The sequence below is a fragment of the Streptomyces sp. NPDC046909 genome (assembly GCF_040644695.1).
In the GTDB taxonomy this organism is placed as follows: Bacteria; Actinomycetota; Actinomycetes; order Streptomycetales; family Streptomycetaceae; genus Streptomyces.
In genome coordinates this window covers 17,833-39,011 of sequence record NZ_JBEYXC010000022.1, presented here as the reverse complement: position 1 = coordinate 39,011, position 21,179 = coordinate 17,833, and the positions used below count along the sequence as shown (strand labels likewise).

20 protein-coding genes are annotated in these 21,179 nt (G+C 70.7%); 7 read left to right on the top strand and 13 right to left on the bottom strand.

What is annotated here, in order from left to right; translation table 11 throughout:
* Nucleotides 1-28 precede the first annotated feature (28 nt).
* The 10 genes from ABZ928_RS46135 to ABZ928_RS46090 all read right to left on the bottom strand — a co-directional run bounded on the left by ABZ928_RS46135 (nt 29) and on the right by ABZ928_RS46090 (nt 11,270).
* Complete coding sequence (locus ABZ928_RS46135; RefSeq protein WP_361533622.1) at nt 29-1,561, bottom strand: family 43 glycosylhydrolase; 1,533 nt, start codon at nt 1,559-1,561, stop codon at nt 29-31.
* The gene (locus ABZ928_RS46130; RefSeq protein ID WP_361533993.1) at nt 1,558-2,403 is read right to left on the bottom strand and encodes a PmoA family protein; all 846 of its coding nucleotides are present in this window, start codon (nt 2,401-2,403) and stop codon (nt 1,558-1,560) included. The genes ABZ928_RS46135 and ABZ928_RS46130 overlap by 4 nt, the downstream gene beginning before the upstream one ends.
* Entirely contained in the window at nt 2,403-3,557 is a 1,155-nt protein-coding gene (locus ABZ928_RS46125; RefSeq protein ID WP_361533619.1) for a Gfo/Idh/MocA family oxidoreductase, read from the bottom strand. Before ABZ928_RS46125 ends, ABZ928_RS46130 begins: the two co-directional genes overlap by 1 nt.
* Nucleotides 3,554-4,843 (bottom strand): pectate lyase, encoded by a 1,290-nt coding sequence (locus ABZ928_RS46120; RefSeq protein WP_361533616.1) that lies wholly within the window; start codon nt 4,841-4,843, stop codon nt 3,554-3,556. Before ABZ928_RS46120 ends, ABZ928_RS46125 begins: the two co-directional genes overlap by 4 nt.
* A 193-nt stretch (nt 4,844-5,036) precedes the next feature.
* Entirely contained in the window at nt 5,037-5,909 is an 873-nt protein-coding gene (locus tag ABZ928_RS46115) for a carbohydrate ABC transporter permease (RefSeq protein WP_361533990.1), read from the bottom strand.
* A gap of 20 nt (nt 5,910-5,929) precedes the next feature.
* Nucleotides 5,930-6,865: a sugar ABC transporter permease gene (locus tag ABZ928_RS46110; protein WP_361533613.1), complete on the bottom strand. Its 936-nt coding sequence runs from the start codon at nt 6,863-6,865 to the stop codon at nt 5,930-5,932.
* Nucleotides 6,866-6,973: 108 nt separating this feature from the next.
* The gene (araD, locus tag ABZ928_RS46105) at nt 6,974-8,776 is read right to left on the bottom strand and encodes an L-arabinonate dehydratase (protein WP_361533610.1); all 1,803 of its coding nucleotides are present in this window, start codon (nt 8,774-8,776) and stop codon (nt 6,974-6,976) included.
* Nucleotides 8,773-9,684 carry a dihydrodipicolinate synthase family protein gene (locus ABZ928_RS46100; protein ID WP_361533607.1) on the bottom strand — a complete coding sequence of 304 codons (912 nt, stop codon included), beginning with the start codon at nt 9,682-9,684 and terminating at the stop codon, nt 8,773-8,775. Before ABZ928_RS46100 ends, araD begins: the two co-directional genes overlap by 4 nt.
* Complete coding sequence (locus ABZ928_RS46095; protein ID WP_361533604.1) at nt 9,681-10,349, bottom strand: GntR family transcriptional regulator; 669 nt, start codon at nt 10,347-10,349, stop codon at nt 9,681-9,683. The genes ABZ928_RS46100 and ABZ928_RS46095 overlap by 4 nt, the downstream gene beginning before the upstream one ends.
* Nucleotides 10,350-10,517: 168 nt before the next feature.
* Nucleotides 10,518-11,270 (bottom strand): MBL fold metallo-hydrolase, encoded by a 753-nt coding sequence (locus tag ABZ928_RS46090; RefSeq protein ID WP_361533601.1) that lies wholly within the window; start codon nt 11,268-11,270, stop codon nt 10,518-10,520.
* Nucleotides 11,271-11,417: 147 nt separating this feature from the next.
* Between ABZ928_RS46090 and ABZ928_RS46085 the strand changes: the two genes are divergently transcribed.
* Nucleotides 11,418-12,632 carry an MFS transporter gene (locus ABZ928_RS46085; protein ID WP_361533598.1) on the top strand — a complete coding sequence of 405 codons (1,215 nt, stop codon included), beginning with the start codon at nt 11,418-11,420 and terminating at the stop codon, nt 12,630-12,632.
* A 139-nt stretch (nt 12,633-12,771) separates the two neighbouring features.
* Here ABZ928_RS46085 and ABZ928_RS46080 read toward each other — a convergent pair whose 3' ends face one another.
* Together ABZ928_RS46080 and ABZ928_RS46075 are read right to left on the bottom strand one after the other, a co-directional pair.
* Nucleotides 12,772-13,935, bottom strand: a complete 1,164-nt coding sequence (locus ABZ928_RS46080) for a hypothetical protein (RefSeq protein ID WP_361533595.1) — start codon at nt 13,933-13,935, stop codon at nt 12,772-12,774.
* Entirely contained in the window at nt 13,932-14,876 is a 945-nt protein-coding gene (locus ABZ928_RS46075) for a 5-dehydro-4-deoxyglucarate dehydratase (RefSeq protein ID WP_361533592.1), read from the bottom strand. Before ABZ928_RS46075 ends, ABZ928_RS46080 begins: the two co-directional genes overlap by 4 nt.
* Nucleotides 14,877-15,030: 154 nt before the next feature.
* Between ABZ928_RS46075 and ABZ928_RS46070 the strand changes: the two genes are divergently transcribed.
* On the top strand, nt 15,031-15,855 hold the full coding sequence (locus tag ABZ928_RS46070; protein ID WP_361533589.1) for an NAD(P)-dependent oxidoreductase: 825 nt from the start codon (nt 15,031-15,033) through the stop codon (nt 15,853-15,855).
* Here ABZ928_RS46070 and ABZ928_RS46065 read toward each other — a convergent pair.
* Nucleotides 15,807-16,007 (bottom strand): hypothetical protein, encoded by a 201-nt coding sequence (locus ABZ928_RS46065; protein ID WP_361533586.1) that lies wholly within the window; start codon nt 16,005-16,007, stop codon nt 15,807-15,809. The two genes, ABZ928_RS46070 and ABZ928_RS46065, sit on opposite strands and share 49 nt — an antisense overlap.
* A 158-nt stretch (nt 16,008-16,165) precedes the next feature.
* Here ABZ928_RS46065 and ABZ928_RS46060 point away from each other — a divergent pair, with 158 nt between their 5' ends.
* The 5 genes from ABZ928_RS46060 (at nt 16,166) to ABZ928_RS46040 (ending at nt 21,177) form a co-directional block, all read left to right on the top strand.
* The gene (locus tag ABZ928_RS46060; RefSeq protein WP_361533583.1) at nt 16,166-16,933 is read left to right on the top strand and encodes a DeoR/GlpR family DNA-binding transcription regulator; all 768 of its coding nucleotides are present in this window, start codon (nt 16,166-16,168) and stop codon (nt 16,931-16,933) included.
* Between the two features lie 119 nt (nt 16,934-17,052).
* The gene (locus tag ABZ928_RS46055; RefSeq protein WP_361533580.1) at nt 17,053-18,423 is read left to right on the top strand and encodes a sugar ABC transporter substrate-binding protein; all 1,371 of its coding nucleotides are present in this window, start codon (nt 17,053-17,055) and stop codon (nt 18,421-18,423) included.
* The gene (locus ABZ928_RS46050) at nt 18,420-19,358 is read left to right on the top strand and encodes a sugar ABC transporter permease (protein WP_361533577.1); all 939 of its coding nucleotides are present in this window, start codon (nt 18,420-18,422) and stop codon (nt 19,356-19,358) included. Before ABZ928_RS46055 ends, ABZ928_RS46050 begins: the two co-directional genes overlap by 4 nt.
* Nucleotides 19,355-20,191 (top strand): carbohydrate ABC transporter permease, encoded by an 837-nt coding sequence (locus tag ABZ928_RS46045; RefSeq protein ID WP_361533574.1) that lies wholly within the window; start codon nt 19,355-19,357, stop codon nt 20,189-20,191. Before ABZ928_RS46050 ends, ABZ928_RS46045 begins: the two co-directional genes overlap by 4 nt.
* Nucleotides 20,188-21,177: a zinc-dependent alcohol dehydrogenase family protein gene (locus ABZ928_RS46040; RefSeq protein WP_361533571.1), complete on the top strand. Its 990-nt coding sequence runs from the start codon at nt 20,188-20,190 to the stop codon at nt 21,175-21,177. The genes ABZ928_RS46045 and ABZ928_RS46040 overlap by 4 nt, the downstream gene beginning before the upstream one ends.
* Nucleotides 21,178-21,179: the final 2 nt, after the last annotated feature.

Below are 21,179 nucleotides of genomic sequence, written 5' to 3'. Positions count from 1 at the left end.
CTCCCAACAGGCGTACAAGGAGGGGTTGTTAGAGCTGGTCGATCCTGAACCGCGTGAAGGTTGCCGCTCCGGCATGACCTTGACCGACGGGCGCGAGGGCGACGAGACCGAGCAGGGCGCCGACCCAGCGCCAGGGGGTGGCGGCGAAGACGGGACCGGACGGACGCGGGCCGTCGCCGACGTCGTACGAGAAGCGGCAGCGCGCGCCCGCGCCGATCTCGATCCGTAGCCGCACCCGTCCCTCGGGGGCGGGTACGGGGTGCGCGGCGTCGCGCTCCCGCTCGGCGACGGCCTCGGCGAACCGGTGCACGACCCGCACGGTTCCGTCCGCCTCGCGCTGGAGTCCGATCCAGCTGAAGGCGTCCCCGAGGACCGCGAGTCCGGCCCGGGCCCCCGGTTCCTCGCTGTCGAGGCGCAGCTCTACCTCGACGGCGGAGGGTGTGCCGGGCAGCCGCTGGGTGAGGACGTTCGGGAGTTTGCGCAGGTCGTGGGTGTCGGCGGAGCGGACGCAGGTGAGGCGGAGGCCGTCGCCGGAGTGGTGGGTGGCCCAGCCGTCGCGGGGGTTGGCGGTCCAGCTCCACTGGCGGCCGTACCGGCCGCCGGGGAAGTCGTCGTCGGTGGCGGGCGCGGCGGGCGGCTGCGGCGGCAGCGCGGGCTTCCTGTGTACGGCGACGGGGGCGCCGTCGTCGCCGAGCACCGGCCAGCCGTCGGTCCCCCAGCGCATCGGCTGGAGGTGCACGACCCTGCCGTAGGCGCCCTTCTGCTGGAAGTGCAGGAACCAGTCCTCGCCGGTCGGGGTGCGCACCCAGCCGCCCTGGTGGGGGCCGTTGACGTCGGTGTCCTTCTGTTCGAGGACGATCCTCTCCTCGTACGGGCCGAAGAACTCGCGGGAGCGGAAGGCGCCTTGCCAGCCGGTCTCGACTCCCCCTGCGGGGGCGAGGATCCAGAACCAGCCGTCGTGCCGGTAGAGCTTGGGGCCCTCCAGGGTGAACCAGCCGGGGATCCGGTCGCCGTCGACGATCAGCTTGCCGTCGTCGAGGAGTTCGGTGCCGTCGGGGTGCATCCGGTGGCCGGTGAGGCGGTTCTTGACGCCGGAGCGGGACTTGGCCCAGGCGTGCACCAGGTAGGCCTCGCCGGTCTCGTCGTCCCACAGGGGGCAGGCGTCGATCAGGCCCTTGCCCGACTTGAGGAGGTGCGGGCGGGTCCAAGGGCCCCTGATCTCGGGGGCGTTGATCTGGAAGATGCCCTGGTCGGGGTCGCCCCAGAAGATCCAGAAGCGGTCGTCGTGGTGGCGGAGGGAGGGAGCCCAGACTCCGCAGTCGTGGCGCGGGGCCTTGAACTCGGCCGCCGGTTCCAGGCGTTCGAGGGCGTGGCCGATCAGGGTCCAGTTGACGAGGTCGCGGGAGTGGAGGAGGGGCAGTCCTGGGGCGCGGCCGAAGCTGGAGGCGGTGAGGTAGAAGTCGTCGCCGACGCGCAGGACGTCCGGGTCGGACCAGTCGGCGTCCAGGATCGGGTTCGTGTACGTCCCGGCCGAGTTCGCGGGTGTCCCGGCGGTGGTCACAGGCTCACCGCCTTGCGGACGAGCGCGGCGGCCCCGTCCCGGTCGAGGCGGCCGTCGGCGACGACCGTGACGACGCGGCGGACGAGGGTGTCTCCCGGGGTGATCGGTACGCGCTCGGTGTGCGCCAACGACGAGCCGACGCCCGGGTATTCGGCGGTGCGCACGAACCACGGGTCGCGGCGGGTCTGTTCGGTGGCCCCGGCGAAGACGAGGGTCCAGGTGGAGCCGGCGAGGGCGAGCCAGTCGGCGCGGTGGGCGTGGACCTCCGACTCGCCCTCGGCGGCCGGGGTGAAGACGTCCGGCGCCGTGGACTCCTTGCGCGCCCGCCAGAAGAAGCCGCCGTAGGCCGCGCCCGGGCGGCCGTTGGTGGCCGGGCTGCCGAGGGACAGCGGGGTCGTCGTGACGTTGGTGAGGGAGAAGGTGAAGTCCAACGCCCAGGCGGTGTCGGTGAGTTCGGTGGCCGCGACCGTACGGCGCTCGCGCAGCAGCTCCGCTCCGGCGGCGACCCAGCGCAGCTCCTCCACGAAGCCGTCCGGGTCGCGGAGCTGGAAGGAGCTGTGGCGCTGGGCGCCGTGGTTGTCGAGCTCGGTCGGGCCCTGGTCGCGGACGTAGGTGCGCCCGCCCCAGAAGTTGAACCCCTCGACGTCGGGAACGGCTACACCGACGCCGAGGTGATGGAGGTGGTCGGCGGGGCTCAGTTCGGTGACCGCCGTGCCGGCCAGGGTGGTGACGGGGTGGAGATAGGGGCGCGGGGAGAGCCGGCCGGGCAGCTCGGGCCGGGTGACATAGCGGCCGACAGGGCGGCCCGCGACGCGCAGGACCGGGGAGTCGGTGGTCGTCATCATGTGCTCACCTCTTTCGGTGGGGTGGCCGCGGCCCAGGGCGTGCCGAGCTCGGAGTAGAGGGCGAGGGTGTCGGCGGAGGCCGCGACGAGGCCGTCGACGCCGGGGACGACCCTGCGGTCCTCGCCGGGGATCAGGTGCCAGGCGGTGTCGGGGAGGGCGGCCGGGTCGGGGGCGGTGCGGATCGCCTCGACGACCTTCATGAAGGCGCCGGTCGCGTCCGGGGGGACGAGCAGGTCGGTGCCGTCGGTGAGGTGGTCGACCAGGTTCTCCAGCAGGTCGGTGCGGCCGTGGTCGTACTCCTCGGGGCCGTGGTCGGCGCGCTGGAGCAGGACGCGGTCCTGCTTGTACCAGAAGGTGATCCGGCCGCGCGTGCCGTGCACCAGGACGTACGGGTCGTCGGGGTGCTCGGCGCACAGGGTCGCGGCGACGGTGACCGGGCGGCCCTGTGCCGTGGTGACACGGACGCAGGAGGTGTCGTCGGACTCGATGGCGTTGGCGCGCAGCAGCTCGGTCTCGATGCCGGTGACGTCCTCGGCGCGCGTGGAGCCGTTGAGGGCGAGGCCGGTGGCGACGGCGTGCGCGAGCGGGTTGGTGAGCGCCCCGTCGATCACGTCGACGCCGTTGAGGCGCCGCTTGCCCGCCCAGGGGGCGCGTGTGTAGTAGGACTCCGGGCGCGCCCAGGCTCCGGCGCCGCCGACGCCGACGAGCTCGCCGATCGCGCCCTCGTCGATGAGCCGCCGGATCGCGGGCACGGCGTGCGAGCCCAGCGACTGGAAGCCGATCTGGCAGACGACTCCGGCCGCCGCGACCCCGTCGGCCATGCGGCGGAACTCGGCGTACGACGGGGCCGGGGGCTTCTCCAGCAGGAGGTGCACGCCTCGGCGGGCCGCTTCGAGCGCGAGGTCCGTGTGCGTCGGGATCGGCGTGCAGATGACCGCGATCCGGGCGCCCGTGGAGTCCAGGAGCGCGCCGAAGTCGGCGGACTGCTCGGGCGTGCCGAGGCCCTCGGGGAGCTCGTTCGGGGCGAGCGGGGTCAGCTCGCAGATACCTGCCAGCCGTACGATCCCCTTGTCCTGGAGCCGGCGGATGTTCTCCAGGTGCCAGCGGCCGTGGCCGCGCGCTCCCGCCAGGACGATGTCTACGGTGCTCATGGGATCCTCCCTGCGCCCGCGCCGCGTGCCACCTCTCGGTCGGCCACTTCGGCGCTGTCGATCTTTGTGTGCAGGGTAGGCGTCCAGCCGACGTCGGCCGTGAGGTCGCGCTCGCTGCCGGAGTTGTAGGCGTTGTAGATCGGCAGCAGGTCGACGGGGAAGCCGTTGAAGAGGGTGCCCTCGTCGTGCAGGGCGGTGCCGTTCCAGCTCTTGACCAGGTCGGCGACCTCGACGTGGCCGGGGGTGGTGAAGGCGTTGTTCTGGGCGTAGACGCCGGACTCGGTGGAGACGCCGAGCGAGTAGCGGTAGTCGGCCGAGCCGGCGGGGACGACGTACCGGTTGTCGTAGACGTGCACCTGGCCGAAGCGGACGCGCGGGGCGCGCTGGACGACGGACTCGAACTCGTTGTGGTGCAGGGTGACGCGGAGCTTGCCGCGGTCGCCCGTCGCCGAGTCGCTGTTGCCGATGAGCATCGCCTTGTCGTGGTCGGCGAACCGGCTCCAGGAGACGGTGACCAGGTCGGAGCCGTTGGTGATGTCCAGCAGGCCGTCGTGGCGCAGGTAGTTGCGGCCGAAGTAGGTGGGTTCCCTCTCGTCCGGGTGGCCCTTGTCGCTGAGGGTGACGTGGTCGACCCAGACGTGGTGCGAGCCGGTCAGCCAGATGTTGTCGTAGGCCGTCTTCCAGTCGCCGAGGCCGCCGGTGTTGGGCTGCCAGACGGGGAAGCAGTCGTAGGCGTCGCGCAGGTCGAGGTTGCGGATGATGACGTTGGTGGCGTTCTTGACCTGGAGGTTGGCGCCCTTGAGGACGGCTCCCTTCAGGCCGACGATCGTGGTGTTGGAGCCGACGGGCAGCGTGATCCGCTCGGCCTGTCTGGCGGCGGAGGCCTGGCGGGCGTCCTCCTGGGCGCCGCTGGGCTTGGCGGCGCCCCAGGTGCGGGGGTCGTAGGCGGCGAGGTACGCCTTCAGGCTGTAGCCGTCGGTGGCGTAGTCCGCGCAGTCCAGGTGGTCGCCGTCGGCGTCGGTGTTGGCGTCGATCGTCCCGGCGACCTTGATGATCTTCGGGGTGGCGCTGCCGCCGTCGAGGGCCGCGGCGAGCTCGGCGCGGTTCGTGACGACGTACACATGGCCGGCGTCTGCGGTGGAGCCGCCGGTCGTGCCCGCGCCCTCGGAGGCCCAGCCGTCGTTCGCGGGAAGCGTGTCGCGGCTGATGTCACGGGCCTCGGCGTGGGCGGGGACGCAGAGGAGTCCCAACATGCCTGCGGCTGCGGCGATGTGACGGATCCTCATGTGAGTACCTCCCTTGCCCTCGCGCTGGAACCGGATGTCGCCCGCGTCCGGGGAGGACCGCCCCGGACGGCGGTCGCGTCGGCCGGGCCGCGGAGAAGATCGGCCGGGCCGCGGAGAAGATCGGGCCCCCCGCGTCCTCGCACGGTCCGGAGGAAACCCGCCTCCGCGCTTCCCCCTGCGATCTGGCGGCGCCTCATCCCTTCACCGCCCCCGCGCTGAAGCCGGTGATCAGCCACTTCTGGATGAAGGCGAACACGATCACGACGGGTACGGCCGCGATGATGCCGCCCGCGGCGAGGGCGCCGTAGTCGACGCTGTCCGCGCCCATAAGGGTGTTGAGGCCGACCGGGATCGTCTGCTTGTCCTGGTTGTTGAGGAACATCAGGGCGAAGAGGAAGTGGTTCCAGGAGTGCACGAAGGCGAAGGAGCCGACGGCGATCAGGCCGGGCCGCAGCAGGGGCAGGACGACGATCCGGAACGCGGTGAAGCGGTTGCAGCCGTCGACCCAGGCCGCCTCCTCCAGCGAGTACGGCACGTTCTTGATGAAGTTGCTGATCAGGATGATCGACAGGGGGAGCTGGAAGACCGTCTCGGCGAGGATGACGCTGCCGAGGGAGTTGATCATCTGGAGGTTGGCGAAGATCTCGAACAGCGGCACCAGGAGCAGCGCGCCCGGCACGAACTGGGAGCACAGCAGGCCGAGCATGAAGGCCCGCTTGACCTTGAAGTTGAACCGGGCGAGGGCGTAGCCGCCGGCCAGCGCGACGAGGGTCGTCATCACGAGGGTGGCGACGCCAACGAGGACGCTGTTCTGGAAGTAGGTGCCGAACTGCCTTTCCGTCCAGACCTTCTCGAAGTGGTCGAAGGTGATCGGCCAGGGCACGAGGGAGGTCGAGCCGGCCGGGCGGAGCGCGAAGAGCAGGATCCAGTAGAACGGGATCAGGGTGAAGAGGAGGTAGATCGACAGGGGCAGGTAGATGTGCCAGCGGGGCACCTCGTCCCAGGCGCGCTGCCTGCCCTTGGGGCGGGGCGGCGGCGGGGACTTGCGGGTCTCGGACGACACCAGCGGGGCGGCTTCCTTGATGCTCACTTGTCCTCGCCTCCGAACTTGCTCAGGCGCAGATAGACCATCGAGCAGAAGAGCAGAATCACGAACGCCACCGTGGTCAGGGCCGACGCGTAGCCGAAGTTGTGGGCGTCGACCGAGGTGTTGGCGATGTAGAGCGGGAGGGTCGTCGTCTCACCGGCCGGTCCGCCGCCGGTGAGGGTGTAGAGCAGGTCGACGTTGTTGAACTCCCAGACCGCGCGCAGCAGCGTGGAGAGGATGATCGCGTCCTTGAGGTGCGGCAGCGTGATGTGCCAGAACTGCTTGATCCGGCTGGCCCCGTCGACCTCGGCGGCCTCGTACAGGTCCTTCGAGACGGACTGGAGGTCGGCGAGGATGAGGATCGCGAAGAAGGGGACACCGCGCCACAGGTCGGCGACGATCGCCGCCGGGAAGACGGTCGAGGTGTCCGACAGCCAGCTCGTGCCGTAGGAGCCGATGCCCATGTCCGCGAGGTAACGGGTCAGTCCCGTCTGGGAGTTGTAGAGCAGCACCCAGATCGCGGAGGTCAGCACGCCGGAGACGGCCCACGGGGAGAAGACCATCGCGCGCCCCATGGCCCGCCCGACGAAGGTCTGGTTGACGATGAGCGCCAGCGCGAGACCGAAGAGCAGCTGGAGTCCCACCTCGACGAAGACCCACTTGGCGCTGAAGGTCAGCGTGTCCCAGAAGACCGGGTCCTCGGTGAAGGCGTGGACGAAGTTGTCGAAGCCCGCGTATCCGTTCCGCCAGGGCTTGGTGGGGTTGTAGTTCTGCAGGCTGTAGTAGAAGACACTGATCACCGGGTAGGCGATGAAGCCCAGCATCAGCAGGGCTGCCGGTGCGATCAGCAGGTACGGGAGCCTGCGCGGGGTGGCGGAGGCACGGCGCCGCCGGGGTGGCGCGGGCGGTTTCGCCACGGCTGCGGCTTGGGCCATGACTGTTCTCCGATCAGTTCAGTACGCGGTGCGTGCGTCGTGCTTTCGTCGTGCAGGAAGCGCTTTCTCTTTGTGCAGAGAGGTGCAAGGCCGTGTGGCGGCCGCGGTTCAACTCGCGTACGGGTCCTGCACGTTGCCCTTCCGGGCGAGGAACTCGAAGTCGCAGCCGGTGTCGGCCTGCGTGATCTGCTCGTTGTAGAGCGCGCCGTAGCCCCGCTCGTAACGGACGGGCGGCGGCGTCCACTCCGCCCTGCGGCGCTCCAACTCCTCGTCGTCCACGTGGAGATGGAGGGAACGGGCCTCGACGTCCAGGGTGATCAGCTCACCGGTGCGGACGAACGCGAGCGGGCCGCCGATGTACGACTCGGGCGCGACGTGCAGCGCGCACGCGCCGTAACTCGTGCCGCTCATGCGGGCGTCGGAGATCCGGACCATGTCCCGCACGCCCTGCTTGAGCAGGTGGTCGGGGATGGGCAGCATGCCGTACTCGGGCATGCCGGGCCCGCCCTTCGGGCCGGAGTTCCGCAGCACCAGCACACTGTCGGCGGTGATGTTCAACTCCGGGTCGTTGATGGTGCGTTGCATGGTCTTGTAGTCGTCGAAGACGACCGCGGGACCGGTGTGCTTGAGCAGGTGCGGCTCGGCGGAGATGTGCTTGATGACCGCGCCGTCCGGGCAGAGGTTGCCGCGCAGCACGGCGACCCCGCCCTCGCTCGCGACCGGATTCTCCCGGGTGCGGATGACGTCGTCGTCGTGGACGACGGCCCCTTCCAGCTGCTCCCCCAGCGTGCCGTTGACGGTCGGCCGGTCCAGGTGGAGCAGGTCGGTGATCCGGGAGAGGAACGCGGGCAGGCCGCCGGCGAAGTGGAAGTCCTCCATGAGGTACGTCTGTCCGCCGGGCCGTACGTTCGCCAGCACCGGGACGGTCCGGGCGACACGGTCGAAGTCGTCGAGGGTGAGCCTGATCCCGGCGCGGCCCGCCATCGCGATGATGTGGATCACGGCGTTGGTGGAGCCGCCGAGCCCGAGGACCGTGGTGACGGCGTCCTCGAAGGCCTCGCGGCTGAGGATCTCCGACGGCTTGAGCCCGGTCCAGGCGAGCTCCACGGCCCGGCGTCCGGAGGCGGCGGCCATCCGCTCGTGCCCGGAGTCGACGGCCGGGATCGAGGAGGCGCCCGGCAGGGTCATGCCGAGGGCTTCCGCGGCGGCGGTCATCGTGGACGCGGTGCCCATGGTCATGCAGTGACCGGGAGACCGCGCCAACCCGCCTTGCAGTTCGCGGAGTTCGCAGTCGGTGAGGTTGCCCGCGCGGTGCTCGTCCCAGTACTTCCACATGTCGGTGCCGGACCCGAGGGTCTCGCCGCGCCAGTGTCCGGGCAGCATCGGCCCCGCCGGAACGAAGAGGGACGGTACGTCGGCGGAGGTGGCGCCCATGAGCAGCGCGGGCGTCGACTTGTCGCAGCCGCCCAGCAGCACGGCCGCGTCGATCGGGTAGGACCGCAGCAGCTCCTCCGTCTCCATGGCGAGGAGGTTGCGGTAGAGCATCGGGGTCGGCTTCTGGTAGGTCTCCGAGAGGGTGGAGACCGGGAATTCGAGCGGGAAGCCCCCGGCCTGCCACACGCCCCGCTTGACCGCCTCGGCGCGTTCGCGCAGATGGACGTGGCAGGGGTTGATGTCGGACCAGGTGTTGAGGACGGCGATGACCGGGCGGCCGCGGTACTCCTCGGCCTCGTAACCGAGCTGGCGCATCCGGGCGTTGTGGGACCAGGTGCGGAGCTGGCCCTCGGTGCCGTACCACTGGTGGCTGCGGAGCTGTTCGGGGCTCAGCCGGGTTCGCGTTCCGCTGTCGCTCTCCCTGTCGGTCAGCTCCCTGTCGGTCAGCTCTCTGCCGGTCAGCTCCCTGTCGGTCATATCGACCACCCCGCGGCTATCGCGGCGACCTCGGCCCGCTCGTCCTCCGGCAGCGGCCGGCTCGGCGGGCGGACGTCGCGGCGGCACAGGCCCAGGGAGGCGAGGGCCTCCTTGACGACGGTGACGTTGTTGGCGGAGCCGTTGGCGGCGCGGAGTTCCTCGAAGCGGCGGATCTGCTCCCAGACCTTCATGGCGGTCGGGTAGTCGCCGGATCGAAGCGCTTCGATCATGTTCAGCGAGACGGACGGGGCGACGTTCACCAGCCCTGAGGTGAAGCCGGTGGCGCCCGCGGAGAAGTAGGAGGGGGCGTAGGGCTCGGCGAGTCCGGCGACCCACACGAAGCGCTCCAGCCCCGCGTCCCGGGCGAAGGCCGCGAATCTCGCCGCGTCCGGGACGGCGTACTTGACGCCGATGACGTTCGGGCAGGCGTCGGCGAGTTCGGCGAGGCGGGCGCCGACGAGCTGCGCGTTGCGGATGTAGGGGACGACGCCCAGCTCGGGCACGGCCTCGGCGATGGCGCGGTGGTAGTCGACCCAGCCGCCCTGGGAGACGTACGGGTGGACGGGCTGGTGGACCATCACCATCGCGGCGCCCAGTTCGCGGGCCTGGCGGGCGGAGGCGATGGCGGTGGGCACGTCATGCCCGACACCGACGAGGATGACGGCTCGGTCACCCGCCTCCTCCACGGTCAACTCGTTGACGAGCTGCCGCTCTTGGGGGGTGAGGGCGTAGAACTCGCCGGTGTTGCCGTTGGGGGTGAGGGTGGTGATCCCTCCGTCGAGCAGCCGACGCAGCAGGGCCCGGTGGGCGTCCTGGTCGATGGAGCCGTCCTCGGCGAACGGGGTCACCGGGATCGCCACCACGTCGGCCAGGGCCGCCCGCTGGGTCTCGAACGTCACGCTGCTCATTCCTGACCTTCCTCTGCCTGGAGCTCTTCGAGGACCCCCGGGTAGGCCCGCTGCACGAACGACGCGATGTGCGCGTGGAGGGCACGGGCCGCGCCGTCGGCGTCACCGTCCAGGGCGAGCCGCAGGATCTCCCGGTGCTCACCGGCCTCCCGCTCCCAGGAGGGCGAGGCCGCCCAGGCGACCGCGGAGACCAGCGCCGCCTGGTCGCGGACCTCGTCGAGCATCCGGCCGAGCAGCGGGTTGCCGCACGGCAGATACAGGGCGCGGTGGAACTCCCGGTTCGCCAGGGAGCGTTCGGCGGTGTCGGTCGCCGCGTCGGCCCGGGTCAGCGCGTCGCGCGCCTCGTCGAGCGAGGCACCGCGCTTCACCGCCCGCTTCAGCGCCTCGGGTTCGAGGAGCAGCCGGACGTCGTAGACCTCGCGCGCCATGTCCGCGTCCACCATGCGCACCGTGACGCCCTTGTACTGGCTCATCACGACGAGCCCGGTGCCGGCCAGGGTCTTGAGCGCCTCGCGCACCGGGGTCTTGGACACCCCGAACTGTGCGGCGAGCTCGGTCTCGACCAGAGCCTGCCCCGGCGTCAACTGGCCGGTGAGGATGCGGCGTTTGATCTCCTCCTGCACATATTGCGTGCGGGAGGGGATCGGCGTGGGCACAGAGGTCATGCGCGCCTCTCGGATCTTCGCGGGACGGCTTTCGCTCGTCTCGCGTATGGGATCTCACGTATCGCGTCTCATATATGACGTACGAGGTACGACGCGTTGAAGGTAGGAGGGCTCCTGTGTTTCGTCAATGCTTCTGACAAAGGAAGTTGGGGTTGCCGGGCGGAGGCGTCAGACGGTGCGGGTCTCCCCGACGCGGGCGGCGGAGGTGGGTCCGTCGAAGACCGAGGCGGCGCGCGCGGTGGCCACTTCAGGAGTGAGGGAGGGACCGACATGCGTGACGAGCAACTGCCGGACCTGTGCCGCGCGAGCCGTCGAACCAGCGTCCTCGGGGGTCAGATGCACCTGTTCGCCATCGCGATGCGTGTCGATGTCCGCCTCGCAGAGGAACAGGTCGGCGTCGCGGGCGAGTTCGATGAGGGCGGGGCAGGGTCCGCTGTCCCCGGAGTACGCGAGAGTCCGCCCCGCGCTCTCGGCGCGCAGCCCGTAGGCCTCCACGTCGTGCACAACGGAGTGGGCGGAGAGGGTGAGTTCGCCGTGCCGGGCGACATGACCGTCGTACAAGGTCCGGAAGTCGAGTACCCCACTCAGGAACCCGGCGTCGGAACGCCCGAAGAACCCAGCGAGGCGCTGGGCGCAACCGGTGGGTGCGTAGACGGGGATGGGGGCGGGCGGGGTCAGCCCGCCGTACGCCAGCCCGTACACGGCGGCGAGCAGATCGGCATTGTGGTCCGCGTGGAGGTGGCTGATCCAGATCGCGCTCAGCCTCGCCGGATCAGTGTGCCGCCGCAATTCCGCGAACGTCCCGAACCCGGCGTCCACCCACACCTCGGCGCCTCCGCCGCGCACCAGATAACCGGAGGTCGGGGTGTCCGGGGCGGGATGGGGGGAGGCGGTGCCGAGGACCGTGAGGGTGAGTGACATGCGGGGAGGGTAGGGCGCGGCTCGCCGGGGGCGCCTCCGATTAAGGGGCCCACTCACGGCCGCCGTCACCCGGGGCCACTTCTCCCCGCCTTTCTAAGGCACCTGCCCGATCCCGGCGCCCCCTCCTTAGCCCCACGATCACCAGACATGCCACCCCTCCTGACCGTCCTCCGCAACCGCGACGCGGCCCTCTACCTCACCGCCACCGTCGTCTCAGGCTTCGGCACCTCCGCGCTCTGGCTGGCCTCGGGCGTCTGGGTCAAGGACCTCACCGGCTCGGACGGCCTCGCCGCCCTCTGCCTGCTCGCGATGTGGGCGCCCACGCTGCTGGGCCCCCTCCTCGGCACCCTTGCCGACCGCGTCCGCCGCAAACCCCTCCTCATCGGCGCGAACCTGCTCCTCGCCGCCCTCCTCCTCACCCTCTTCACCGTCGACTCCCCCGACCGCCTCTGGCTCCTCTACACGGTCCTGTTCGTCTACGGCGCGGCCGGCGTCGTCCATGACGCGGCCGAGTCCGCCCTGGTCACCGCCGCCGTCACCCCGTCGCTCCTCGGCGAGTTCAACGGCCTGCGGATGGCGATCACGGAGGGCATGAAACTGGTCGCCCCGCTGGCGGGCGCGGGGCTCTACACGCTGTACGGCGGTCCGGCCGTCGCCCTCCTCGACGCGAGCACCTTCACGCTCGCCACCCTCCTGTACGCCGCCCTCCACGTCCGCGAGACCGCCCCGGAGCCGTCCGGACGCACCCCGGTCAGCGAGGGCATCCGGCAGCTGCGGGCGCACCCCGTGCTGCGCCCCCTGATCCTGGCCGGCGGCACCACCATGCTCTTCGCGGGCCTGACCGGCTCGATGCTCTACGCCGTCATCGACGACCTCGGCCACTCCCCCGCCTACGCGGGTGTCCTGTACGCCGTCCAGGGCGCCGGTTCCGTGACGGTCGGCCTCCTCGCGGGCCCGGCCCTCCGACACCTCGGCGCACCCCGCTTCGCGGCGTACGGCATCGCGCTCACCGCCCTCGCGACGGCACTCCGCGCGGTCCCGTCCGACGCGCTCGCCCTCGCGTGCAGCGCGGCGAGCGGTGTCGGCCTGCCCTGCGTCCTGATCGCCGCGCTGACGGCCGTGCAGCGCGAGACCCCGGACGCGCTGCTGGGCCGTACGGTCGCCACGGCCAACACGCTGGTGTTCGCACCGAACGTCCTGGGACTGGGCGTTGGAGCGGTCCTCGTCGAACTGGTCGACCAGAAACCCCTGTTGGTCGTGGCGGGCGGGCTGTGGCTGCTGACGGCGGGCTGGCTGCTCAGGAGGCCGGCAGATGTGTCACACGCGGGCGCGGGGTTGGGGGGTGGGGCAAGGGCAAGATGACTCCAGGCCCGAGCCGGTGGCCGGGGCCTGTGCGACCCACCCCCCATAGCCGCGAGTCCCTCACGATCTCCGTCCGGCCTACACTTCGCACGGTATACCGGGCCACTGACAACGCGGCCCGGTCACCACTCGGCCCGCCTCACCGCCCCGCCAGCGCCGCCCGTACCGCCGTCAGGTCGCCGTCGGACGCCAACCCGGCGTGATAGAGCCGCATTTCGGTCGCCCCCAGCTCACGCGCGCGTGCCGCGTCCGCCGCGAGGGTGCCCGGGCTGCCGCCCATCCCCGACACCACCCCGAAGTTGGCGGCGATGACCGCGTCCACCCGCCCTTGCTCGGCGAAGGGGGTCAGCAGCCCCGGTCCGCCCGCGCACGGCACGACCACACCGTCGGCCACGGCGAGGATGTGCGCCGGATCCACGCCCGCGTTGGCGCCGACGTGGTAGGTCACCGGGTCGGCGTGCAGGAGTACCTGGAAGCCCTCGGGCGCCGCCGCGCGCACCGCGCCGACCGCCGCCTCCTGGAGCGTACGGGCGGTCTCGTCCCGCCACGCGCGCGTGTCCGCCGCCCGCGTCTCGCCGAGCAGTTTCTCCACGCCGGCCCAGCCCTCGTCGTCCGGCGCCCCTTGCCACAGCGGCTCCAGGGCGTCGCGTACGGCGGCGGCCAGCTCGTCGGCGTCCAGGCCCTGCTCCCCGTAACCCTCCTGGCAGACCGGGCAGAAGCAGAGCGCCATCAGATACAGCCCGGCGTCCCCGAGGCCGACTCCGCCGGTCTTGTCGTGGGCGTGGAGGTGCTGGAGGCCGTACCAGCCGAGGGACTCCAGTTCGGTGCCGCGCGTGCCAGGGCGTACCGCCGCTTCGGCGGCCAGGTCGACGAGGTACGCGCGCGTGGCGGGCTGGGCGATGCAGGGGGCCCACGGGTAGCGGTCGCCGTAGGCGTTGACGACGGAGGTGTCCGGATGTTCGGCGCCCAGGCGGGAGTTGTGGGCGAGGACCACCCAGGAGTGCACCTCAAGGCCTGCGTCGGCGAGCGCGGTGGCCGCCTCGCCGAAGGCGTCGCCGGGTGCCCAGTCGCCGGCCGCGTACGGGCGCAGCTCCCGTCCCTCCCAGCGGTCGTCCGTCGGGTAGAGCACGGACGCGTACTCGGCCGTGACGATGCGGTGGCGCGGGTGGCGGGGCGTCAACGCGCGCGTGGAGTGGTAGGCGGAGGCGAGGGTCACCTGCCGCACGCCGAGGGAGGCGATGCGCTCGGCGGCCTCCGGGTCCCCGTTGACGTCCCAGGGGTAGACGAATGCCGACGCCTTCACTTGGTGCCCTCCTCCAGCAGCGCGTACCCGCGCTCGATGATGTCTGCGAGCCGCTTCACATGGTCCTCGGCCGGCTCGTGCAGCGGGGGCCGGACCTCCCCCACGTCCAGTCCGCGCAGCCGTACGCCCGCCTTGACCAGCGCGACCGCGTAACCGCGCCCCTGCGCGCGCAGTTCGACGAACGGGCGGTAGAAACCGTCCAGGAGGCGGTTCGCCAGGCCCAGGTCTCCCGAATCCAGCGCTCCGTGGAAGGCCAGGGCGATCTCGGGAGCGAAGCAGAAGACCGCGGAGGAGTAGAGCGGGACGCCGACGGCCCGGTAGGCGAGCTGGGTCTGCTCGGCGGTCGGGAGTCCGTTGAAGTAGAGGAAGTCGCCCGGGACTTCGGTCCGTACGGCGCTCACGATCCGCTGCATCAGATCCAGGTCGCCGAGCCCGTCCTTGAGCCCGATGATCCCTTCCGTGCGGGCCAGTGCGACGACGGTCTCCGGGGTGAACACGGCGTTGTCGCGCTGGTAGACGATGACGGGCAGCGCGGTCGCCGCCGCGATCTCCCGGTAGTGCCGCAGCAGCCCGTCCTGCCCGGCGATCACGAGATACGGCGGCAGCGCGAGCAGCCCGTCCGCGCCGGCCGCCTCCGCGAGGCGCGCGTACCGCACGGCGAGCGCGGTGCCGTACCCGGCGCCCGCGACGACCGGCACCCGTCCCGCCGTCTCCTCGACCGCGGCCCGTACGCACGCCTCGAACTCCTCGGGGGTGAGGGCGTGGAACTCCCCGGTGCCGCAGCAGGCGAAGACGGCGGCGGCCCCGGCCTCCACCCCGCGCCGTACATGCGTGCGATACACGTCGAGGTCGACCGAGCCGTCGGGGCCGTAGGCGGTGACAGGGAAGAACAGCGGGCCGCTGGGGATGCCGAGTCGGGTGGCGAGGTCGGCAGACGTCACGGGCTCTCCCTAAGCTGCTGGATGCGCAGATGGATGTGCAGATCTCTGATCGAAGTTTATGTTTATGAACTGCGGCTCCGCCACCCTTGACGCCACAAGCCGTTGATCCTTAACTTGTCCACGAATGTGAATGCCCCGCAGAGGAGACCCGCCGATGCCAGCGCCCCGCACCGTTCTGCTCACCGGCGCCGCCGGCGGACTGGGCACCCTGATGCGGGACCTGCTCCCCGAGTACGGCTACCAGCTGCGCCTCCTCGACCTGCTGCCCGTCGAGGGCGAACCGGACGCGATCGTCGCGGACCTCGCCGACAAGGACGCCGTACGCGAGGCCGTACGCGGTGTCGACGCGATCATCCACCTCGCGGGCATCTCCCTGGAAGCCTCCTTCGACAAGATCCTCAAGGCGAACATCGAGGGCACGTACAACCTGTACGAGGCCGCCCGCGAGGAGGGCGTCCCGAGGATCGTCTTCGCCTCCTCCAACCACGCGGTGGGCTTCACCCCCCGCCCCGAGGGCGACACCCCTCTTGATCCGGGCGCGCTGATCCCCATCGACACCCCGCACCGCCCGGACACCTTCTACGGCCTGTCCAAGTCCTTCGGCGAGGACCTCGCCCAGCTCTACTGGGACAAGCACGCCTTGGAGACCGTCTCGGTCCGCATCGGCTCCTGCTTCGCCGAGCCCACCAGCGTCCGCATGCTCTCGGTCTGGATGAGCCCCGCCGACGGCGCCCGCCTCTTCCACGCGGCCCTCACCGCCGATGACGTCCAGCACACCGTCGTCTACGGCTCCTCCGCCAACACCCGCCTGTGGTGGGACCTCAGCACCGCCCGCGCCCTCGGCTACGACCCCCAGGACGACTCCGAGCCGTATGCGGAGAAGCTGATCGCCGAACAAGGCGAACTGGACCCGGACAACATCGCCCACGCCTACCTGGGCGGCCACTTCGTGAGCGACCCGCCGATCTGGCCGTACTGACGAGCGAGGCAGAGGACGGGCGGGCGGGCGAGGAACGGGCCCGCCCGCAGCCGTATCCGGGCAAGGGCGCGCCCCTGGTCGTGGGCGCGCAGCGCCACGACCAGGGGCGCGGGGAACTGCGCGACCAGCCACAACACCGCCGCAGCCGCCACACGACAGCCCCCTCCGAGCTCCTGGGCGCGCCCCGCCCGAACGGGCACACACGGACAGGATCGCCCCCGCAACAGACCTGGTCACCACACCGCCCCCGCTGTAGAACTTCCCGTGTACGGCCCGAACGGGCACCGGCACAGGAAGGCGGGTGACAAAAATGCCCGGCACCGCGGAAGACCGCCAGCGGCACATCATCCGCGCCGCCCGCGCCAGCGGATCCGTGGACGTCAACACCCTCGCCGCCCAGCTCGGCGTGGCGAAGGAAACCGTCCGCCGAGACCTCCGCGCCCTGGAGGACCACGGCCTCGTCCGCCGCACCCACGGCGGCGCCTACCCCGTGGAGAGCGCCGGCTTCGAGACGACGCTCGCCTTCCGCGCCACCAGCCACGTCCCCGAGAAGCGCCGGATCGCGACCGCCGCGGCCGAGCTGCTCGGGGACGCCGAGACGGTCTTCGTCGACGAGGGCTTCACCCCCCAGCTCATCGCCGAGGCGCTCCCCAGGGACCGCCCCCTGACCGTGGTCACCGCGTCCCTCCCGGTCGCGGGCGCGCTCGCCGAGGCGGAGAACACCTCCGTACTGCTCCTCGGCGGCCGGGTCCGCCCCGGCACCCTCGCCACCGTCGACCACTGGACGACGAAGATGCTGGCCGGCTTCGTCGTCGACCTGGCCTACATCGGCGCCAACGGCATCTCCCGCGAGCACGGCCTCACCACCCCCGACCCGGCGGTCAGCGAGGTCAAGGCGCAGGCGATCCGGGCCGCGCGGCGCACGGTGTTCGCGGGCGTCCACACCAAGTTCGGGGCGGTCAGCTTCTGCCGGTTCGCGGAGATCGGCGTACTGGAGACGATCGTCACGAGCACGCTGCTGCCGTCGGCGGAGGCGCACCGCTATTCGCTGCTCGGCCCCCAGGTCATCCGAGCCTGAAGAACCGAGCCTGAAGAACCGAGCCTGAAGATCCGAGTCTGAAAAACCAACCCACCACTTAATGCGGCACGTCACCCCTTGGCGCGCCCCTTATCTCCCCATACGTCCAGGAGCGATCCATGCGAACCCAGAGCCGACGACGGCCACCGCGAGCCACGCTCGCCCTCGCCGCCGCAGGGACGCTGCTCGCCCCGCTGCTCTCCGGCTGCTGGGTCGGAGCAGGCGGGACGGGATCGGGCGGCGACTCGATCAACGTCCTCATGGTCAACAACCCCCAGATGACCGAACTCCAGAAACTGGCCCCCCGCTTCACCGAAGAGACCGGCATCAAGGTCAACTTCACCGTCCTGCCCGAGAACGACGTCCGCGACAAGATCAGCCAGGACTTCGCCAACCAGGCCGGCCAGTACGACGTGGCGACCCTCTCCAACTACGAGATCCCGATCTACGCCCGCAACGGCTGGCTGCACGAGATGGACTCCTACGTCGCCAAGGACCCGTCGTACGACGAACAGGACGTCCTCAAGCCGATGCGCCAGTCCCTGACCGGCGACGACGGCAAGCTCTACGGCCAGCCCTTCTACGGCGAGTCGTCCTTCCTGATGTACCGCAAGGACGTCTTCGAGAAGGCCGGTGTGACGATGCCCGCGCACCCCACCTGGACCCAGGTCGCCGACCTGGCCGCGAAGGTGGACGGCGCCGAGCCCGGCATGAAGGGCATCTGTCTGCGCGGACTCCCCGGCTGGGGCGAGGTCATGGCCCCGCTCACCACGGTCGTGAACACCTTCGGCGGCACCTGGTTCGACAAGAACTGGAAGGCCCGGCTCGACTCTCCCGAGTGGGAGAAGGCCACGAAGTTCTATGTCGACCTGGTCCGTGAGCACGGCGAGTTGGGCGCACCCCAGTCCGGCTTCGCCGAGTGCCTCAACAACATGACCCAGGGCAAGGTCGCCATGTGGTACGACGCCACGAGCGCGGCGGGTTCCCTGGAAGCCTCCGGATCCCCCGTCAAGGGCAAGGTCGGCTACGCCCCCGCCCCCGTCGAGGAGACCAAGTCCTCCGGCTGGCTCTACACCTGGGCCTGGGGCATCCAGGACGCCTCCCGCAACCCCGACAAGGCCTGGAAGTTCGTCTCCTGGGCCTCCAGCAAGCAGTACGAGCAGCTGGTCGGCGACGAGATCGGCTGGTCCAACGTCCCGGCCGGCAAGCGCGCGTCGACGTACACGAATCCGGCGTACGTCAAAGAGGCCGCCGCCTTCCAGGAGATGACCAAGGAGGCCATCGAGGGCGCGCAGCCGAACAACCCGGGGGTGCAGCCGCGCCCCGCGCCCGGCATCCAGTTCGTCGGCATCCCCGAGTTCACCGATCTCGGCACCAAGGTCTCCCAGGAGATCAGCGCGGCCATCGCCGGACGCCAGTCCGTGGAGTCGGCGCTGAGCAAGTCCCAGCGGCTCGCCGAGAAGATCTCCGAGGAGTACGAGGGACGATGACAGCGACAACGACGGCCCCGCTGGCCGCAGCCTCCGTACGCACGACCCGCCCACCGTCGGCCCGGCTGCGCGCCTGGGCCACCCGCGCCCCGCTCCTGCCCGCCCTGGTCTTCATGATCGTGGTCACCCAACTCCCGTTCGTGGCCACGCTGGTGATCTCCTTCTTCGACTGGAACGCCCTCTATCCGAAGGCCCGCCACTTCACCGGCGTCGACAACTACCGCCAGGTCCTCACGGACGCCGACCTGCGCCACTCGGTGTGGACGACGATCCTGCTGACGGCGACGGTGGTCCTGGTCAGTCTGGTCCTGGGCCTGGCCCTGGCGCTGCTCCTCGACCGCCGCTTCCGCGGCCGGGGAGTGGTCCGCACGCTCCTCATCGCACCCTTCCTCGTGGTCCCCGTCGCGGCGGCCCTGCTCTGGAAGCATGTGCTCTACAACCCCGAATACGGCCTGCTCAATGGGTTGTTGCACTATGTGGGCGGCCCACAGCCCGACTGGATCTCCAACACCCCGCTGCTCGCGGTCGAGGCCTCGCTGGTCTGGCAGTGGACCCCGTTCATGATGCTGATCCTGCTGGCGGGCCTGCAGAGCCGCGACCCCCAGCAGATAGAGGCGGCGCGGGTGGACGGCGCGAGCGACTGGCAGATCTTCCGCCACCTCACGCTCCCGCATCTGCGCCGCTACCTCGAACTGGGCGCCCTGCTGGGCTCGATCTACATCGTCCAGAACTTCGACGCGGTCTTCACGATCACCTCGGGCGGTCTGGACACGGCGAACCTCCCCTACACCGTCTACCAGAGCTTCTACCAGGCCCATGAGAACGGCCTCGCCTCGGCCGCGGGCGTCCTGGTGGTCATCGGCTCGATCATCATCGCGACCTTCGCCCTGCGCGTGGTGTCGTCCCTGTTCCGCGAGGAGGCGGGTCGGGCATGAACACAACCACCCAGAAGCGCAAGGGACTTGGCCTCGGCGTGACAGCCTGGCTGCTGGGGATCGTCTTCTTCTTCCCCATCGCGTGGATGGCCCTGACGTCCTTCCACTCGGAGACGGACGCGGCGACCAATCCCCCGTCCTTCGGTGCCGCCCTCACCCTGGACGGCTACCGCGAGTTCTTCGGCACGGGCGGCGGCGCGAGCCCCTGGCCGTCGCTGATCAACTCGACGGTGGCATCGCTGGCGTCGACGGTCTTCGTCCTGCTCCTGGCGCTCCCGGCGGCGTACGCGCTGTCGATCAACCGGGTGCGCAAGTGGACGGACGTCCTGTTCTTCTTCCTGTCGACGAAGATGCTGCCGGTGGTGGCGGGCCTGCTGCCGATCTACCTCTTCGCCAAGAACACGGACATGCTGGACAACATCTGGCTGCTGGTCATCCTCTACACCTCCATGAACCTGCCGATCGCGGTGTGGATGATGCAGTCGTTCCTGGCCGAGGTGCCGGTGGCGATCATCGAGGCGGCGCGGGTGGACGGCGCGCGCCTCCCGACGATCCTCGCGCGCGTGGTGGCCCCGATCGCCCTGCCGGGCATAGCGGCGACGTCGTTGATCTGCTTCATCTTCAGCTGGAACGAGCTGCTGTTCGCGAGGGTGCTCACAGGAGTCGTGGCGGAAACGGCCCCCGTCTTCCTGACCGGCTTCATCACCAGCCAGGGCCTGTTCCTCGCCAAGGTGTGCGCCGCGTCCCTCGTCATCTCCCTGCCGGTGCTCGCCGCGGGGTTCGCCGCCCAGGACAAACTGGTCCAGGGCCTGTCACTGGGAGCCGTCAAATGAAGGCCGCCGTCATCGAGTCCGTAGGCCGTGCCGTCGTGTCGGAGGTCCCGGACCCGACGCCGGGCCCGCGCGATGTCGTCGTCGAGGTCGCGGCGTGCGGCCTGTGCGGCACCGATCTGCACATCCTCCAGGGCGAGTTCGCCCCGAAGCTGCCGATCGTGCCGGGGCACGAGTTCGCGGGCGAGGTGGTGGGGGTCGGCCGGCAGGTCACGGAACTGTCGGTCGGCGACCGCGTGGCCGTCGACCCGTCCCTGTACTGCTACGAGTGCCGCTACTGCCGTACCGGCCACAACAACCTCTGCGAGCGCTGGGCGGCGATCGGAGTGACGACGGCGGGAGGTGCGGCGCAGTACGCGGTGGCCCCGGTCGCCAACTGCGTACGCCTCCCCGACCACGTCCGCACCCAGGACGCGGCCCTGGTCGAACCCCTCTCCTGCGCGGTCCGCGGCTATGACGTGCTGCGGTCGAGGCTGGGCGCCCACGTCCTCATCTACGGCTCCGGCACGATGGGCCTGATGATGCTGGAGCTCGCCAAGCGGACCGGTGCGGCCAGTGTGGACGTGGTGGATCTCAACCCGACCCGCCTGGAGACGGCACAGCGGCTGGGCGTCTCGGGCTCCGCCGCGAACGCGGACGAGCTGGACCGTCCGCAGGGCTGGGACCTGGTCGTCGACGCGACGGGGAACGCGGCGGCGATCCAGGACGGCCTGGGAAGGGTGGCCAAGGCGGGGACGTTCCTCCAGTTCGGGGTGGCGGACTACGCGACCCGGGTCTCCATCGACCCGTACCGCATCTACAACCAGGAGATCACCATCACCGGCTCCATGGCGGTGCTGCACAGCTTCGAACGCGCGGCGGAACTCTTCGCGAACGGTGTCCTGGACCCGGAGATCTTCATCAGCGACCGGATCCCGCTGGAGCGGTATCCGGAGGCGCTGGGGCAGTTCGCGGCGGGGGTGGGGAGGAAGATCGTGGTGGTGCCGTAGGG